This is a genomic window from Burkholderia cepacia (assembly GCF_001039005.1).
GTDB classification, from domain to species: Bacteria; Pseudomonadota; Gammaproteobacteria; order Burkholderiales; family Burkholderiaceae; genus Burkholderia; species Burkholderia theae.
The window spans coordinates 13400-29658 of record NZ_LDWR01000023.1 but is presented as its reverse complement, the minus strand read 5'-3'; the positions used below and the strand labels follow the sequence as shown (position 1 = coordinate 29658).

Genomic DNA, 16259 nt, shown 5'->3' with positions numbered 1-16259 from the left:
CCGACCAAGCCGCGTTTTCGTATCCGTGATTCAATGTCGATCGAACCGGCGTCGCGCATTCCGGCGGCACGGTGATGTGCCTCCTCATCGAACGACTTTCACGGGATCACCATGACGCATCCTGCCGAAATCAAGGCGCTCGTTTTCGATGTCTTCGGAACGATCGTCGACTGGAGAAGCGGCGTCGCACGCGGTGCCGCCGCGTTCCTGGATCGCTACGCGCCCGCGCTCGATCCGTTCGCGTTCGCCGACGCGTGGCGCGCCGAATATTCGCCGTCGATGGAAGAGATTCGCAGCGGGCGCAGGCGCTACGTGCGGCTCGACGTCCTGCATCGCGAGAACCTCGTCCGCACGCTCGACCGCTACGGAATCGTCGACGTGCCCGACGCGGACATCGATGCGCTCAACCTCGCGTGGCACCGCCTCGATCCGTGGCCCGACGCCGTCGCCGCGCTGCACCGGCTGAAGCGGCGCTTCATCATCGCGCCGCTGTCGAACGGCAACATCCGGCTGATGGTCGACGTCGCGAAACGCGCGGGGCTGCCGTGGGACGCGATCCTCGGCGCCGAGGTCGTCCGCGCGTACAAGCCGTCGCCGCAGGTGTACAGCGACACGGTCGAGATTCTCGGCGTCGCGCCGGCCGAGCTGTGCCTCGTCGCGGCCCACAACGGCGACCTCGCCGCCGCGCGCCGGCTCGGGCTGTCGACCGCGTTCGTGCTGCGGCCGACCGAACACGGGCCCGGCCAGACGACCGACCTGCAAGCCGACGATGCATGGGACTTCGACGTCAAGGATCTGAACGAACTCGCGGACCGGCTCGGCTGCCCGGCTTGAGCGGCGCGTGCGCCGTGCGCGCCGCGCGACAGACCGCACGGCACGCCCGGCGACTGGTAGACTCCGCAACCATTGCCCTTTCCGATTTGCGTGCCCGCATGTCATCTCCGCTGCATCTGGTAGAAGGCAAACTGACCGCGCTGCGCTTCCTCGAGCGCCCGGATCAGGACAGTTCAGAAGGCCATCCGATACGGCCGGTCGACCCGGAAGCCAGGAAGCAATCGCTCGGCTACTGGTTCACGCACAACGTGGTGCCGATCATGGCGGCGCTGACCGGCAACGGCGCCGCGGCGAATGCGCTGGTGTTTCAGCAAACCAGCGAAGACAGCATCCTCGCGAAGCTGGATGCCGAGGCCGACAAGATCGCGCATCCGGCAACGTGGTCGTACGCGAATATCCGCGACAGCAAGACCTACGTGTCGCAGAACGCATCCGTGACCGTCGGCAAGAACGGCAGGATCATCCTCGCCAAACTTCCGGTGGAAATCGAAATCGGCGGGCAAACGTATCGCGGTTTCCTGGGCGGGCAATGCTTCGACGTCGGCGACGAGGTCGTGGCCGTCATCAACCGGCAAGGCCGCCTGTTTGCGCTGTCGTCTCCCGACCGGCGCTATCTGGCAATGGATTACGCGTGCGGTAATACGGGGCTGGCCGGCCTGACGCACACGCTGTGGCTGGCCTGGAAATGGTCGTTCATCGGCGTGAACTGCCTGGTCGTCCCGATGATGATCCTGGTGCTCTGGACCGGCGACGGCGGGTTTTCCGATCTCGGGCTCGACCTGCTCATGCTGCTGGGCGGGCCGTTGATGATGGGCGTCCTGCTGGCCCTGATCATCGGCGTGCGGCTGTCATGGTCCGACTGGCTGCCGGCGTGGCGCACGTCGAGCATCCTGAATGCGCTGGGCCGCCCGGATCTGTGCACGCGCGATTTCGCCGACGCCCGCGGCGAGGCCGAACGCAAGGGCCAGGCGCGCGACACGGATATCGGTCAGATCTATTACGCGTAGCGTCCGGCGCTCCCGCGCGCCGGCTTGTCCGCAGCCGCGCTCGCAAGACGCCGCCAGTTGCGCGCCGCATACCGGTGGGCCTGCTGCAGCGCCACCCACAGGCCGATCTGACGGATCGGTTTCAGGAAACCGCGCGCGCTGAACACGGTCCGCCGCTCCACGCGCGTCTTGCCGCCTTCGACCGGCGTCAGCGTGAATTCGTCCTCGAGCAGACCGACCCAGTCGCGGCACCAGACCGTCGACGACACCATCCGGTAACGCAGCCGGCGATTCTCGTCGAGCACGAGGATCCGCTGGTCGATCGTGCCGCGATCGGTCGTGCACTGGCGCGTGTTGCCGACGGCCGGCGTGCCTTCAAGCACGCGGCAACTGACCGGCTTAGGCACGCCGAGGCGGAACAGCAACGGCCGCGTGTCGTCCATCCGGGCATGGAGAAAATGCGGCCACACATGCTCGGGCCGGCAATCGAAGGTCCACTGCGAATGAATTTCCACGACACGCTCCTCGCGGCTGGCGATGCGGATATGACGGGATGATAGCCCTCGCGGTCGCCTTGTGCCGCCCGGGCACCGCCGCCGCCTCCGTCCCCCGCTACGCCGGCTCGCCGACAAACATCAGCTTCCCCGATTCGCCCATCAGCAATGCCCGATTCGCATCCGCCGCCGCGCGCAGGTAATCCCACAGCGCGGTCACGCGCCGCAGCTTACGCAGATCTTCCCGGCAGGTCAGCCAGAAACACCGCGTGACGACCACGTCGTCCGGCAGCACGGGCACCAGCGCCGGCTGCGTGGCCGCCATGAAGCACGGCAGGATCGCGAGCCCGCCACCCTGCAGCGCCGCGAAATATTGCGCGATCACGCTCGTCGTGCGCAGCCCGGCCGTCGCGCCCGGCACCGCGCGCTCCAGGTACAGCAGCTCGTTGCTGAACGCGAGATCGTCGACATAGCTGATGAACGCATGCCGCGCGAGATCGTCCGTGCACGTGATCGGCGCGTGGTTCGCGAGATAGTCGCGCGTCGCATAGAGCCGCAACTGGTAGTCGCACAGCTTGGTGACCACGTACGGCCCGCGATCGGGCCGCTCGAGCGTGATCGCCAGATCGGCCTCGCGCTTCGGCAGGTTGACGAAATGCGGGACCGGCAGCAGGTCGACCGTCACGTGCGGATGCGCGGCGCGAAACTGCGCGAGCTGCGGCGCCAGGAAAAAGCAGCCGAACCCTTCCGTCGACCCGATCCGCACGTGGCCCGACAACGCCGCGCCCGTGTTCGCGACCTGGTCGCACGCGGACTGCACGGTCGTCTCCATCGCGTCGGCATACGCGACGAGCCGCTGCCCTTCGGCCGTCAGCGTGAAGCCGCCGGAGCGCGACTTGTCGAACAGCAGCGTGCCGATCGCAGCCTCGAGCGCGCGGATGCGCCGCGCGACGGTCGTGTAGTCGACGCCGAGCCGCTTCGCGGCGCCGCTCGCGCGCTGCGTGCGCGCGACTTCGAGGAAGAAGCGCAGGTCGTCCCAGTTCAGGTTGCCGGAAACCGGCTCGGTGGCATGTCGCATCGGCGGGGAAAAAGGGCTGGAGTCTCCGGGCCGGCCGTCGATATGCATAAATGCACATCCAACCGGTTTCTTTATCGGTACATCATGAATCTGCGCATAACTATACTCGACCGTGACCTGCGGACCACGAGCCGCGGCACCCACCACGGAGACACCATGCAGACGCGATCCACCCTCGATGAGCATGCGACAGTCGCGACGCCGGCACCCGCCCGCACCGCGAAGCACTACCTGCTGGCCGGCTGGGCCAGCATGGCCGGCACGACGATCGAGTGGTACGACTTCTTCCTCTACGGCACGGCCGCCGCGCTCGTGTTCAACCGCATCTTCTTCCCGTCGCTGGACCCCGTCGTCGGCACGCTCGCCGCGTTCGGCACGTTCGCGGTCGGCTTCATCGGACGGCCGATGGGCGGCATCGTGTTCGGCCACTTCGGCGACCGCATCGGCCGCAAGTCGATGCTGATGATCACGCTGCTGCTGATGGGCGTGCCGAGCATGATCATCGGGCTGATCCCGTCGTACGACCGGATCGGCTACTGGGCGGCCGCGCTGCTGATCGCGATGCGCTTCCTGCAGGGGATGGCGGTCGGCGGCGAATGGGGCGGCGCGGTGCTGATGGCCGTCGAACACGCGCCGAAGGGCCGCAAGGGGCTGTTCGGCAGCCTGCCGCAGACGGGCGTCGGGCTCGGCCTGATCCTGTCGTCGGTCGCGATGGCCGCGGTGGCCGCGCTGCCGGAAGCCGACATGCTGTCGTGGGGCTGGCGCGTGCCGTTCCTCGCGAGCATCGCGCTGGTCGGCCTCGGCTGGTTCATCCGCGCGAAGGTGCCCGAGTCGCCCGACTTCGAGAAGATCCGACGCCAGGGCAAGGCCGAGAAGTCGCCCGTGACGGCCGCGCTGCGCCGCCATCCGCGCGAGGTGCTGACGATCGTCGGCGCGCGCGCCGCCGAAAACACCTGGTTCTACATGGTCGTCACGTTCGCACTCGCTTACGCGACGCAGCAGCTCCATCTGCCGAAGGCCGGGATGCTGCATGCGATCACGGCCGGCGCCGCGCTGTCGCTCGTCACGATGCCGCTGTGCGGCCACCTGAGCGACAAGATCGGCCAGCGCCGGATGTTCGCGATCGGCCTCGTGCTGATGTGCGCGTTCGCCGCGCCGTTCTTCATGATGCTCGGCACGCAGCAGACGTCGTATGCGTGGTGGGCGATCGTGCTCGGCCTCGGCGTCGTGTTCCCGATCCTCTATGCGCCGGAAGCGCTGCTGTTCGCGCAGCAGTTCCCGGCGGAAATCCGCTACAGCGGCATCTCGCTGTCAGTGCAGCTGGCCGGCGTAATCGGCGGCGGCTTCGCGCCGATGATCGCGACGTCGCTGCTCAAGGTCGGCGGCGGCCAGCCGCACTACGTGATCGCCTACCTCGTCGGCTTCGGCGTGTTCGCGCTCGGGTGTACCGCATTGATGCGCCCGCCCGCGCCTGAACGCGCCTGAACGCGCCTGCGCCGAATCGATTTCAGTTCACCCTGCCGTCCGCCGTGCATGCATGCGCGGCGGATGCCGGGGCCCCTTTTTCATCGCCACACCGTTTTCCGGAGACATCCATGAACGCCGCAGTTCCCCAGACCACCCTCGCCCTGCCCACCGCCAAGCTGCTGATCGACGGCGCGTTCGTCGAATCGCAAAGCGCCGAATGGGGCGACATCGTCAACCCCGCGACGCAGGAAGTGATCGGCCGCGTGCCGTATGCGACGCTCGACGAGGTCGACGCCGCGATCGCGTCCGCGCAGCGTGCGTTCCAGACGTGGAAAACGACACCAATCGGCGCGCGGCTGCGCATCATGCTGAAGTTCCAGGATCTCGTGCGCCGCAATCTCGAACGGATCGCGCACACGCTCACCGCCGAACAGGGCAAGACGCTGCCCGACGCGCAGGGCGACATCTTCCGCGGCCTCGAAGTGGTCGAGCATGCGTGCTCGATCGGCACGCTGCAGCAAGGCGAATTCGCGGAGAACGTCGCGGGCGGCGTCGATACCTACACGCTGCGCCAGCCGATCGGCGTGTGCGCGGGCATCACGCCGTTCAACTTCCCCGGGATGATCCCGCTGTGGATGTTCCCGATGGCGATCGTGTGCGGCAACACGTTCGTGCTGAAGCCGTCGGAACAGGATCCGCTGTCGACGATGCAGCTCGTCGAACTCGCGATCGAGGCCGGCGTGCCGCAGGGTGTGCTGAACGTCGTGCACGGCGGCAAGACGGTGGTCGACCGTCTCTGCACGCATCCGGACATCAAGGCGATCTCGTTCGTCGGCTCGACGCGCGTCGGCACGCACGTGTACAACCTCGGCAGCCAGCACGGCAAGCGCGTGCAGTCGATGATGGGCGCGAAGAACCACGCGGTGGTGCTGCCCGATGCGCACCGCGAGCAGTCGATCAACGCGCTCGTCGGCGCGGGCTTCGGCGCGGCCGGCCAGCGCTGCATGGCGACGTCGGTCGTCGTGCTCGTCGGCCAGGCGCGCGACTGGCTGCCCGATCTCGTCGAGAAGGCGAAGGTGCTGAAGATCAACGCGGGCCACGAGCCGGGCACGGATGTCGGGCCGGTCGTGTCGAAGGCCGCGCACGCGCGCATCATCGCGCTGATCGACGAAGGCGTGAAGGCCGGCGCGACGCTCGAACTCGACGGCCGCGGCGTGACGGTGCCCGGCTACGAGCACGGCAACTTCGTCGGCCCGACGATCTTCTCGGGCGTGACGACCGACATGTCGATCTATACGGAAGAAATCTTCGGGCCGGTGGTGGTCGTGCTCGAAGCCGACACGCTCGACGAAGCGATCGCGCTCGTCAACCGCAACCCGATGGGCAACGGCGTGGGGCTGTTCACGCAGAGCGGCGCGGCCGCACGCAAGTTCCAGAGCGAGATCGACATCGGCCAGGTCGGCATCAACATCCCGATTCCGGTGCCGGTGCCCTACTTCAGCTTCACGGGCTCGCGCGGCTCGAAGCTCGGCGATCTCGGCCCGTACGGCAAGCAGGTCGTGCAGTTCTACACGCAGACGAAGACGGTCACCGCGCGCTGGTTCGACGACGACGCGACGGCCGGCGGCGTGAACACGACGATCGCGCTGCGCTGAGCTATGCATGGGACCTGCGTAAGCACTAAAGCGCCAACGCAGGTCGACCGCGAAGCATGGGACCGGACTAAGCGCTAAAGCGCCAAGTCCGGTCGACACACGGGACTACACATGGAAATCGCATTCATCGGGCTCGGCAACATGGGCGGCCCCATGGCCGCCAACCTGCTCAAGGCCGGCCACACGCTGACGGTGTTCGACCTCGACGCGCACGCGGTCGACGCCGCGGTGCGCGCCGGCGCGACGGCGGCGGCCTCGCCGCGCGACGCAGCCGCCCGCGGAGCGGTCGTGATCACGATGCTGCCGGCCGCGCAGCACGTGCGCGCCGTCTACCTCGGCGACGACGGCGTGCTGGCCGGCGCGCGCGCCGGCGCAACGCTGATCGACTGCAGCACGATCGATCCCGGCACCGTGCGCGCGGTGGCCGAAGCCGCCGCGCAGCGCGACTTCCCGCTCGCCGACGCGCCCGTGTCGGGCGGCACCGGCGGCGCGCAGGCCGGCACGCTGACCTTCATGGTCGGCGCGGATGCCGCGCTGTTCGAGCGCATCCGCCCCGTGCTGCTCGACATGGGCAAGAACGTCGTGCATTGCGGCGGCACGGGCACCGGGCAGATCGCGAAAATCTGCAACAACCTGCTGCTCGGGATTTCGATGATGGGCGTGTCCGAAGCGATGGCGCTCGGCGCCGCGCTCGGCATCGATCCGGCCGTGCTGGCCGGCATCATCAACACGTCGACCGGCCGCTGCTGGAGTTCGGATACGTACAACCCGTATCCGGGCGTGAGCGGCACGGCGCCGGCCGCACGCGGTTATGCGGGCGGTTTCGCGGCGAACCTGATGCTGAAGGATCTCGGGCTCGCGACCGAAGCCGCACGGAGCGCGCATCAGCCGGTATGGATGGGCGCGCTCGCGCAGCAGCTGTATCAGTCGATGAGCCAGCAGGGACTCGGCACGCTCGACTTCTCCGCATGCGTGAAGCTGTACGAGGCGCAGCCCGCGTAACCTGCGCAGCCGACGCCGGACGTGCACCGACCCGCGATGCGCTTGCGACGCATCGCGAGTCGGTTTGCATGCGGGGGACGGAGAATGCGGGCACCGGCGGCGCGGCAACGCCGCCGGATGTTCAACCGCGCGGGTTCGACGCCGTTTCGAAGGTCGGATGGCACTCGAACGCGAGTTCGGAGCGCGCATCGACGCGGCTGCCGCCGGTCAGCGATTCCTGCTTCATGCTCGCGCGCATGCCGCGCTGCGTGCAGAAGTTGTTGGCTTCGTTGAAAGCCTTCTCGTGGGCATCGGCCCACGTCGTCGATACGCCGACCGTGCGCGTCGTCACGGTAAATACGTTCGGGTTCGACGTCGCGGTCACGTCGGAAGCGGTCGAACACGCGGCGAGCAAGCATGCGGCAGCCGCGACGGTCAACCATCGCAGGATTCGAAAAGGTACTGGAATGGACATGGGAACAGGCGCACGCCGGGTTGGCGTGCATTGAGCAACATAGGCGCCAGTATGCCTGCTCGATCGCCGGAGATCATGCCCTTTTCAGTGAACACATTGTTTCGAATGGTTAAACGATCGCTGGCGCAGGCAAGATTTACAGCCGGCGCTGCCCGCGTTTTCACGCAGTGGGTAGTTTTGTCCTGCCGGCGCGCCGATTCGCGCGCTCACGCCGACGCATCGGTCAATGCACGCGTTCCTGCCTGATCCTCGCCGACGCTTGCGCCAGATCCCGCCACGCCGGCTGCCCCGGCGCGTAGCGCGCGCGAATGTATGCGGCGAGTTCGGCCATCTGCCGGTCGTCGAACGCGTCGCCGAAGCCCGGCATGTAACCGAGCTGGTCGGTGGCCGGCTGGTCGATCCCGTGATGCAGCACGCGCAGCAGGTTGTCCGGCGCGGCCTGGCTGACGCTCGTATTGAGCCCCATCAGCGGGCGCACGCCGAAATGCCCGACCCCGCCCGATTCCGCGTGACAGACCGCGCACGCCGCGTCGAACGCGCGGCGGCCGTTCTCGAGGCCGAGCGTTGCGACGGCTTCCGCGCCGCGCGCCTGCCGGCTGGCCGCGTCGGCGGCCACCGCGGCGTCGACGGGCGGCGACAGCGACGCGAGATAGTGCGCGATCGCCTGCACGTCCGACTCGGGCAGCGACGCGAGCCCCGCGACGACGGGCGCCATCGGCCCGGCCGCGACTCCATGCTGCGCGGAAAAGCCCGTGTGCAGGTAGTCGAACAGCGCACCTTCGGTCCACGGCACGGGTGCGGCCGGCGACGCGACGAGCGGCGGCGCGACCCATCCCTCGGCCTCGCCGCCCGACAGGTACGCGAAGCCGCCCTTCTCCGCGCCCAGCGCGTTGCGCGGCGTGTGGCACGCGCCGCAGTGCCCGGCGCCGTCGACCAGATACTTGCCGCGATTCCACAGCGTGGAGCGCGCCGGGTCCGGCGCGAACGGCCGCGCGTCGTGAAACAGCCAGTTCCATCCGGCGACGAGACGCCGCTGGTCGAGCGGAAACGGCAGCTTCGTCTTCGGCGGCACGTGCTTCACCGGCGGCTGCGACATCAGGTACGCATAGAGCGCGAGCAGGTCGGGCTCACTCAGCTTCGCGAACGCCGTATAGGGGAACGCCGGGTACAGGTGCGTGCCGTCGCGCGAAATGCCTTCGCGCATCGCGCGCGCGAACGCCGGATACGACCAGGTGCCGATGCCGGTGTCCGGATCGGGCGTGAGGTTGGACGTATAGATCGTGCCGAACGGCGTATCGAGCGCGAGCCCGCCCGCGTTGGTCGCGCCGCCGGGCGCGGTGTGGCACACCGTGCAATCGCCGGCGAGTGCGACCTGGCGACCGCGTTCGAGCGTCGCCGCGCTCCACATCGCGCCGTCCGCGCCGCCGGGTGCGACGGGCGCGATCGGCGCGGGCCCCGGCAAGATCGCGCACGCGAGCCCGATCAGTCCACCGACCACGCCACCCGCGCCACCGCCGGCCAGCCAGCGGCGCCAGCGCGATGCGCGGCGCGGCACGTTGCGCGGCCCGTCGCCGGAATCGGCCGGCACCGGTCGCGCGAGCGCCGCGCGAATCCGCCCGGCGTCGAACGGCGGTGCGCGAAACCGCACGCCCGTCGCGTCGTACAGCGCATTCGCGATCGCCGCCGCGGCCGGTGCGGCCGCCTGCTCGATCCGGCGCGCGTCGTACGCGGACAGATCGCCGTGCGCGCGATGCGCCGCGTCGTCGAACGCCACAAGCTCGTGCGCGATCGCATCCGGCTGTGCACCCGGACCGGTTTCGTCATGCGCGGGCCGCGCGGACAATCGCGTGCCCATCACGCGCGAAATCGCCGCCTCGATCTGCCATGCGGGCAAGCCGGCCAGCGACGCGTCGCCCGGTTCGCCTGCACCCTGCCCGGCCACGACGCGCCGTACCGCGACATCGCCCGTCGCACGATCGACATCAAGATCGACGACCCACGCGGACCAGTGTGTCTCGCCGTCATGTTCGGCATCTGCAGCCGTTGCAGCCGAAGGTTCATCACCGGGCAGCGCGGCAGGCACGCCGGCGCCATCGAATGCGAAGCCGCGGCCGCTGACCCGCACATGGGCGTTCGCATCCGCCGCGATCGGCGCACCCCATGCGGCGCGCTCGCTGACCATCCGGATAATCTCGCGCGGCCCCGCATCCCGCGATGCATCGAGATGCTGCAGACGCAACGCGACCGGGTCACGCCGCAGCGCGTCCGCGAGTTCGTCGACGAAGGATTCGCGCGCAAACACGTGCGCGTGCCCCGGAATCGCGCCGCCGGTATCGGCCAGCTCGATCGACGTCTGTGCATGCCGGTAGACGAACGGCGCTGCCGGGCCGGGATCCGCGCCGTCGTTCGTCGAAGCGTGCGGCACACGACCATCGTCCGTTACCGTGACCGTGCCGGCTTCCTGCGCGCGATAGCGCCAGGTCGTCATCCGCCCGTCGGGCGCGGTGTGCGTTTCGACATCGAGCGACGCCTGCGCGCGTGTTTCGCCGATCGGCCATGCGTAACGCGCGTGGTGCGTGTGCGGTGCGTCGGTGCCGGCTTCATCGCGTGGCTCGTGCGCCATCACACGTTCCGGCTGCGCGGGCAGGCTTACGTCATGCTTCATGGCCATCCCGCAGATAGCGCGCGGCGCGATGCACGGCCCGGAGGATCTCCAGGTGCGTGCCGCAGCGGCAAAGATTGAAGCGCAGCGCGTCGCGGATCGCCGCATCGTCCGGCGCGGGATGGCGGTCGAGCAGCGCCTTCGTGCTCATGATCATCCCGTTCAGGCAATAACCGCATTGCGCGGCCTGCTCGTCGATGAACGCGCGCTGGATCGGATGCGGCGCGTCGCGCGACCCGAGCCCTTCCAGCGTCGTGACCTCGCGCCCGCGCGCGGCGGCGGCCGGCACGACGCACGAGCGCGTCGCCTGTCCGTCGACGAGCACCGTGCACGCGCCGCACTGCCCGAGCCCGCAGCCGTATTTCGGGCCGTTGAGCGCGCAGTCGTTGCGCAGGACCAGCAGCAGCGGCGCATCGGGCGCGGCATCGTCGAAGGTGTGCGGCGTGCCGTTCACGCGAAACGTCAGCGGCCGCGACGGAGAAGCGGGATGGGACATGAATGGATCCGGAATGCGGAGCGCGAGCCGACGGTCGGCCGGCGGCGGGCACTGCCGCCGGCTGGCACCGCCGGCGCGCGCCTGACATATAACACGCCGAAAAACGCGCGGTATCGGCGCATCGATCGCGCGCCGGCGGCAACACAGCCGGCGCGGGAACCGCGTGCGCGTCAGGCCGCGGCCGCCACGCCACTGCGCGACGGCGCCACGAGCGGCACGTCGAACACGTCGTAGCCGAACACCCACGACGGATCCTCGTTGGTGCGCAGCCACGTGTTGTTGTGCGACACGAGCTGCACCTTCGACGCACGCGCCGCGCGATTCGCCTCGTACAGTGCGAACGCGCCTGCGTAATCGCTGGCACCGACCTCGTCGAGACAGCGCGCGAGCATCGCGGCATCCTCGATCGCCATCGCCGCGCCCTGCGCCATGTGCGGCTTCATCGGATGACACGCGTCGCCGAGCAGCACCAGGCGGCCACGGCTCCACAGCGGCAGCGGGTCGCGCTCCAGCAGCGGCCATTTGGTGATCGACGGCGACACGTCGATCAAGTGCTGAATATCAGAATGGAACCCCGCGAACGCTTCGCGCATTTCGTCGCGGCTGCTGTCGACCATCGACACGCCTTCGGGCCATTCGGCCTGCGGCACGCCGGTCACGTAGTAATACTCGTCGCGCTTCTCGGTCACGTAATAGACCATCATGTGGCGATCCTCCGACCACCACTTCACGCACATGTCGTACGGCTTGTTGCCGAGCAGCGACGCCGGAAACACCGCGCGGTGCGCGACATAGCCCGTGTAGCGCGGCGGTTCCGCGCCGAGCAGGTGCTCGCGGATCCGCGAATTCACGCCGTCCGCGCCGATCACGATGTCGGCCGTGTCGACGCTGCCGTCGGCAAACGTCAGGCGCACCGCGTCGCCGGTGTCCTCCACCGCCGCGAGCCGCTTGCCGAAGCGGATCGTGCCGGGCGTCACCGCCTGCGTCATCAATGCATGGAAATCGCCGCGATGCACGGTCAGGTAGCTCGCGCCGTAGGTCTTGCGCGCGTAGTCGCCGAGCGGGATCCGCGCGAGCACGTCGGCGCTCTGCCAGTCGCGGCTGTACCAGAAATCCGGGTGCGAACCCATCGTGTTCAACGCGTCCTCGCAGCCGATGCGCCGCATGATCTTCATCACGTTCGGGCCGAGGTGGATGCCCGCGCCGAGGCGCGAGAACGCCGGTGCCTGCTCGTACAGCGCGACATCGTAGCCGCTGCGCTGAAGCAGCGCCGCGGCGGCCGTGCCGCCGAGACCGGCGCCGATGATTGCGATACGGGGTGTGCTCATGCGGATCTCCTGATCGTGGGCCCGTCGCCGGACGCGGCGCGATGACGGGTGGATTGAATGGCGTTTATATAGCGTACACACTCAATTTATTCAGGACAAGCGGATTGTTGACCGCTTCATTCGCATTCGGGAAAACACCGATATTTCGTTGAATTCCCACGTACATAAACGATCACACCGCGCCGAACATCATTTTGATGCATTGCCATTTTCAAATGTACACACTAGACTTTGCTCGAAATCCGGCGATCTCGCGTCAGCGTGCCGCCTCACCCTTACCGACACGGAGCCTCCCGTCATGAGCAAGACCTACCGCATCGGCCAGATCGTGCCGAGTTCCAACACGACGATGGAAACCGAGATTCCCGCGATGCTGCGGTTGCGCGAAACGATCCGCCCCGAACGCTTCACGTATCACTCGAGCCGGATGCGGATGAAAAAGGTCGTCAAGGAAGAACTCGCGGCGATGGACGCCGAATCCGACCGCTGCGCGGTGGAACTGAGCGACGCGCGCGTCGACGTGCTCGGCTACGCCTGCCTCGTCGCGATCATGGCGATGGGACACGGCTACCACCGCGTGTCGCAGGCGCGCCTCACGAAGCACACGGCCGACAACGGCGCGCAGGCGCCCGTGCTGACGAGCGCGGGCGCGCTCGTCGACGCGCTGAAGGTGATCGGCGCGAAGCGCATCGTCGTCGTCGCGCCGTACATGTTGCCGCTCACCGAACTCGTGGTCGACTACATCCGCAACGAAGGATTCGACGTGCTCGCCTACCGCGCGCTGGAGATTCCCGACAACCTCGACGTCGGCCGTCACGATCCGGCGCGCCTGCCCGACATCGTGAAGACGCTGCCGTACCAGGACGCCGACGCGATCGTGCTGTCCGCGTGCGTGCAGATGCCGTCGCTGCCGGCCGTCGCGAAGGTCGAGGCGATGACGGGCAAGCCCGTCATCACCGCCGCGATCGCGACCACCTACGCGATGCTGCGCGAGCTCGACCTCGAGCCCGTCGTGCCCGGCGCCGGCGCGCTGCTGTCCGGCGCGTACTGAGCGCGGCCCTTCCGACGGAGTCCACCCATGTCCTCGACTTTCCTCAACGGCGCGAACGTCCACGCAAACGGCATCCGCCAGCACTACCTGCGCTACGGCGGCGCGACCGGTGCGCGCGCCGCGCGCCCCGCGATCGTGCTGATCCCCGGCATCACGAGCCCCGCGATCACGTGGGGCTTCGTCGGCGAAGTGTTCGGCGCGGCGTTCGACACCTATGTGCTCGACGTGCGCGGCCGCGGGCTGTCCGACGCGTCGCCGGCGCTCGACTACAGCCTCGATGCGCAAGCGGACGACATCGTGGCGCTCGTCGCCGCGCTCGGCCTGCCGCGCACGAGCCTCGTCGGCCATTCGATGGGCGCGCGGATCGCCGCGCGCGCGGCCCGGCGCGGCATCCGCGGGCTCGAATCGGTCGTGCTCGTCGATCCGCCCGTGTCGGGCCCGAACCGCCGCGACTATCCGGGCAAGCTGCCGTGGTACATCGACTCGATGGCGCTCGCGCGCGCCGGCACCGACGCCGAAGGCATGCGCGCGTTCTGCCCGACCTGGACCGATGCCGAACTGCAGTTGCGCGCCGAGTGGCTGCATACCTGCGACGAGCGCGCGGTGCGCGCGACGTACGAAGGCTTCCATACCGACGATTTCCACGCGGACGCCGCGCGCTTGACGGTGCCGTCGCTGCTGATCACGGCCGAACGCGGCGACGTGGTGCGCGACGACGACGTCGCGGAACTGCAGCGCGCGACGCCGTCGATGCGGCACGTGCGCGTGCCCGATGCCGGCCACATGATCCCGTGGGACAACGCACCGGGCTTCTACGCGGCGTTCGGCGACTTCCTCGGCGCGCCGCTCGCGGCCTGAGCCCGCTTCGCCCCCTCTTTCCCTCACGCCTTTACCGGAGCCGACGATGCCAGTCAGCGACACCCAACTGATCGACGCGTGGAAGCAGGTACTCACGCTGTCGCGCCTCGAACCGGGCCAGACCGTCACGATCCTGACGAGCGCGGCCACCCATCCGCAGACGCTGTCGTGCGCGCTGATCGCGACGCAATCGATGGGCGCGATCGTCAACCGGCTCGACCTGCCACCCGTCAACGGCGACAAGGCGTTCAGCCGCGACCCGCTCGCGTACCTGGGCACGACGCCGCTGACCGGCAACAAGGCCGCGATCGCCGCGCTGCGCGAGAGCGACCTCGTGCTCGACCTGATGACGCTGCTGTTCTCGCCCGAACAGCACGACATCCTGAAGGCCGGCACGAAGATCCTGCTCGCGGTCGAGCCGCCTGAAGTGCTCGTGCGGATGGTGCCGACGCTGGCCGACCGCACGCGCGTGCTTGCCGCGGCGAAGCAAATCGCCGCCGCCCGCGAGATGCGCGTGACGTCCGCGGCCGGCACCGCGCTCGTGTGCCCGCTCGGCGACTTCCCGCCGACGGCCGAGTACGGTTTCGTCGATGCGCCCGGCCGCTGGGACCACTGGCCGAGCGGCTTCGCGCTGACCTACCCGAACGACCGCACCGCGCGCGGCACGATCGTGATCGATCGCGGCGACATCCTGTTGCCGCAGAAACACTACGTGAGCGAGCCGATCGTGCTAACCGTCGAAGGCGGTTATGCGACGCGCATCGAAGGCGGCGTCGACGCCGACCTGCTGCGCGACTACATGGAAACGTTCGCCGACCCCGAAGGTTATGCGATCTCGCACATCGGCTGGGGGTTGCAGCCGCGCGCGCGCTGGTCGACGCTCGGGCTGTACGACCGCGAGGCGACGATCGGGATGGACGCACGCGCGTTCGAGGGCAACTTCCTGTTCTCGCTCGGCCCGAACAACGAAGGCGGCGGCAACCGCACGACCACCTGCCACATCGACATCCCGCTGCGCCGCTGCACGGTCGAACTCGACGGCGAAACCGTCGTGCGCGACGGCCGCGTGACCGATCAACCCGCCTGACCGACGAGCCCCCGACACCATGACCGATCTTTCCCATCACGCCGAAGCGAACGTGTATCGCCAGCAGGGTTTCGGCACGCCACTGCCGCCGCACGGCAACATCGGCCTGCTGATCGTCGATTTCGTGGTCGGCTTCGCCGATCCCGCGACGTTCGGCGGCGGCAACATCGCGCCGGCGATCGCGCGCACGACCCGTGCGCTTGCGCTGGCGCGCGAACGCGGCTGGCCCGTCGCGCACAGCCGGATCGTCTACGCGGACGACGGCAGCGACGACAACGTGTTTTCGCTGAAGGTACCCGGCATGGCGACGCTGACCGAGCACCATCCGAACAGCGCGATCGTGCCCGAACTCACGCCCGCGGCTGGCGAGCTCGTCGTGCGCAAGACCGTGCCGTCGGCGTTCTTCGGTACGCAACTCGCGCCGTGGCTCGCGCAGCGCGCGGTGCAGACGCTGCTGGTCGCGGGCGCGGTGACAAGCGGCTGCGTGCGCGCGAGCGTGGTCGACGCGATGTCGCACGGGTTCCGGCCGCTCGTGCTCGCCGATTGCGTCGGCGATCGCGCGATCGCGCCGCACGACGCGAACCTGTTCGACATGCAGCAGAAATATGCGGCCGTGATGCCGCTCGACGACGCGATCGCGACGATCGATGCCATGCAGGCCCGCGCGCGCTGAGTCGCGACGGACGATGGGCGGCGGGCGGCGCATGCGTCGCCCGCGATTGACGCTGCGCTTTTGGCGACCTAAATTGGCCCGACGCGCGCCGCACGATCCTTCCCCGACGCTACCGGTCGCCGGCCGCGCCGCTC

General features: G+C 68.7%; 15 protein-coding genes. 9 read left to right on the top strand and 6 right to left on the bottom strand.

Annotation, left to right across the window (positions count from 1 at the left end):
- The first annotated feature begins 111 nt into the window (after positions 1-111).
- A complete protein-coding gene (locus VL15_RS14455; protein ID WP_048246315.1) occupies positions 112-834 on the top strand; it encodes a haloacid dehalogenase type II in 723 nt (240 codons plus the stop codon).
- On the top strand, positions 831-1841 hold the full coding sequence (locus VL15_RS14450) for a hypothetical protein (RefSeq protein WP_230684444.1): 1011 nt from the start codon (positions 831-833) through the stop codon (positions 1839-1841). Before VL15_RS14455 ends, VL15_RS14450 begins: the two co-directional genes overlap by 4 nt.
- Here VL15_RS14450 and VL15_RS14445 read toward each other — a convergent pair.
- Positions 1832-2335 (bottom strand): hypothetical protein, encoded by a 504-nt coding sequence (locus tag VL15_RS14445; protein ID WP_048246313.1) that lies wholly within the window; start codon positions 2333-2335, stop codon positions 1832-1834. The two genes, VL15_RS14450 and VL15_RS14445, sit on opposite strands and share 10 nt — an antisense overlap.
- 97 nt (positions 2336-2432) lie before the next feature.
- Entirely contained in the window at positions 2433-3392 is a 960-nt protein-coding gene (locus tag VL15_RS14440) for a LysR family transcriptional regulator (RefSeq protein WP_048246312.1), read from the bottom strand.
- A gap of 156 nt (positions 3393-3548) precedes the next feature.
- Here VL15_RS14440 and VL15_RS14435 point away from each other — a divergent pair, with 156 nt between their 5' ends.
- The 3 genes from VL15_RS14435 to mmsB all read left to right on the top strand — a co-directional run bounded on the left by VL15_RS14435 (position 3549) and on the right by mmsB (position 7516).
- On the top strand, positions 3549-4877 hold the full coding sequence (locus tag VL15_RS14435; protein WP_048246311.1) for an MFS transporter: 1329 nt from the start codon (positions 3549-3551) through the stop codon (positions 4875-4877).
- Positions 4878-4987: 110 nt separating this feature from the next.
- Positions 4988-6514, top strand: coding sequence for a CoA-acylating methylmalonate-semialdehyde dehydrogenase (locus VL15_RS14430; RefSeq protein ID WP_048246310.1), 1527 nt, complete (start codon positions 4988-4990; stop codon positions 6512-6514).
- Between the two features lie 111 nt (positions 6515-6625).
- The gene (gene mmsB, locus VL15_RS14425) at positions 6626-7516 is read left to right on the top strand and encodes a 3-hydroxyisobutyrate dehydrogenase (RefSeq protein ID WP_048246309.1); all 891 of its coding nucleotides are present in this window, start codon (positions 6626-6628) and stop codon (positions 7514-7516) included.
- A 121-nt stretch (positions 7517-7637) separates the two neighbouring features.
- Here mmsB and VL15_RS14420 read toward each other — a convergent pair whose 3' ends face one another.
- The 4 genes from VL15_RS14420 to VL15_RS14405 all read right to left on the bottom strand — a co-directional run bounded on the left by VL15_RS14420 (position 7638) and on the right by VL15_RS14405 (position 12456).
- Positions 7638-7970, bottom strand: coding sequence for a hypothetical protein (locus tag VL15_RS14420; protein WP_048246308.1), 333 nt, complete (start codon positions 7968-7970; stop codon positions 7638-7640).
- A 223-nt stretch (positions 7971-8193) separates the two neighbouring features.
- Entirely contained in the window at positions 8194-10635 is a 2442-nt protein-coding gene (locus VL15_RS14415; protein ID WP_048246307.1) for a c-type cytochrome, read from the bottom strand.
- Complete coding sequence (locus VL15_RS14410) at positions 10625-11128, bottom strand: (2Fe-2S)-binding protein (protein ID WP_048246306.1); 504 nt, start codon at positions 11126-11128, stop codon at positions 10625-10627. Before VL15_RS14410 ends, VL15_RS14415 begins: the two co-directional genes overlap by 11 nt.
- 170 nt (positions 11129-11298) lie before the next feature.
- Positions 11299-12456, bottom strand: a complete 1158-nt coding sequence (locus VL15_RS14405; protein ID WP_048246305.1) for an FAD-dependent monooxygenase — start codon at positions 12454-12456, stop codon at positions 11299-11301.
- Between the two features lie 298 nt (positions 12457-12754).
- Here VL15_RS14405 and VL15_RS14400 point away from each other — a divergent pair, with 298 nt between their 5' ends.
- The 4 genes from VL15_RS14400 to VL15_RS14385 are packed head-to-tail and all read left to right on the top strand — an operon-like array spanning position 12755 to position 16125.
- Positions 12755-13507, top strand: coding sequence for an Asp/Glu racemase (locus VL15_RS14400; protein WP_048246304.1), 753 nt, complete (start codon positions 12755-12757; stop codon positions 13505-13507).
- 27 nt (positions 13508-13534) lie between these two features.
- Positions 13535-14365, top strand: coding sequence for an alpha/beta fold hydrolase (locus VL15_RS14395; RefSeq protein WP_048246303.1), 831 nt, complete (start codon positions 13535-13537; stop codon positions 14363-14365).
- A gap of 46 nt (positions 14366-14411) precedes the next feature.
- Positions 14412-15452: a 2,5-dihydroxypyridine 5,6-dioxygenase gene (locus VL15_RS14390; protein ID WP_048246302.1), complete on the top strand. Its 1041-nt coding sequence runs from the start codon at positions 14412-14414 to the stop codon at positions 15450-15452.
- A 19-nt stretch (positions 15453-15471) separates the two neighbouring features.
- Positions 15472-16125, top strand: coding sequence for an isochorismatase family protein (locus VL15_RS14385; protein WP_048246301.1), 654 nt, complete (start codon positions 15472-15474; stop codon positions 16123-16125).
- Positions 16126-16259: the final 134 nt, after the last annotated feature.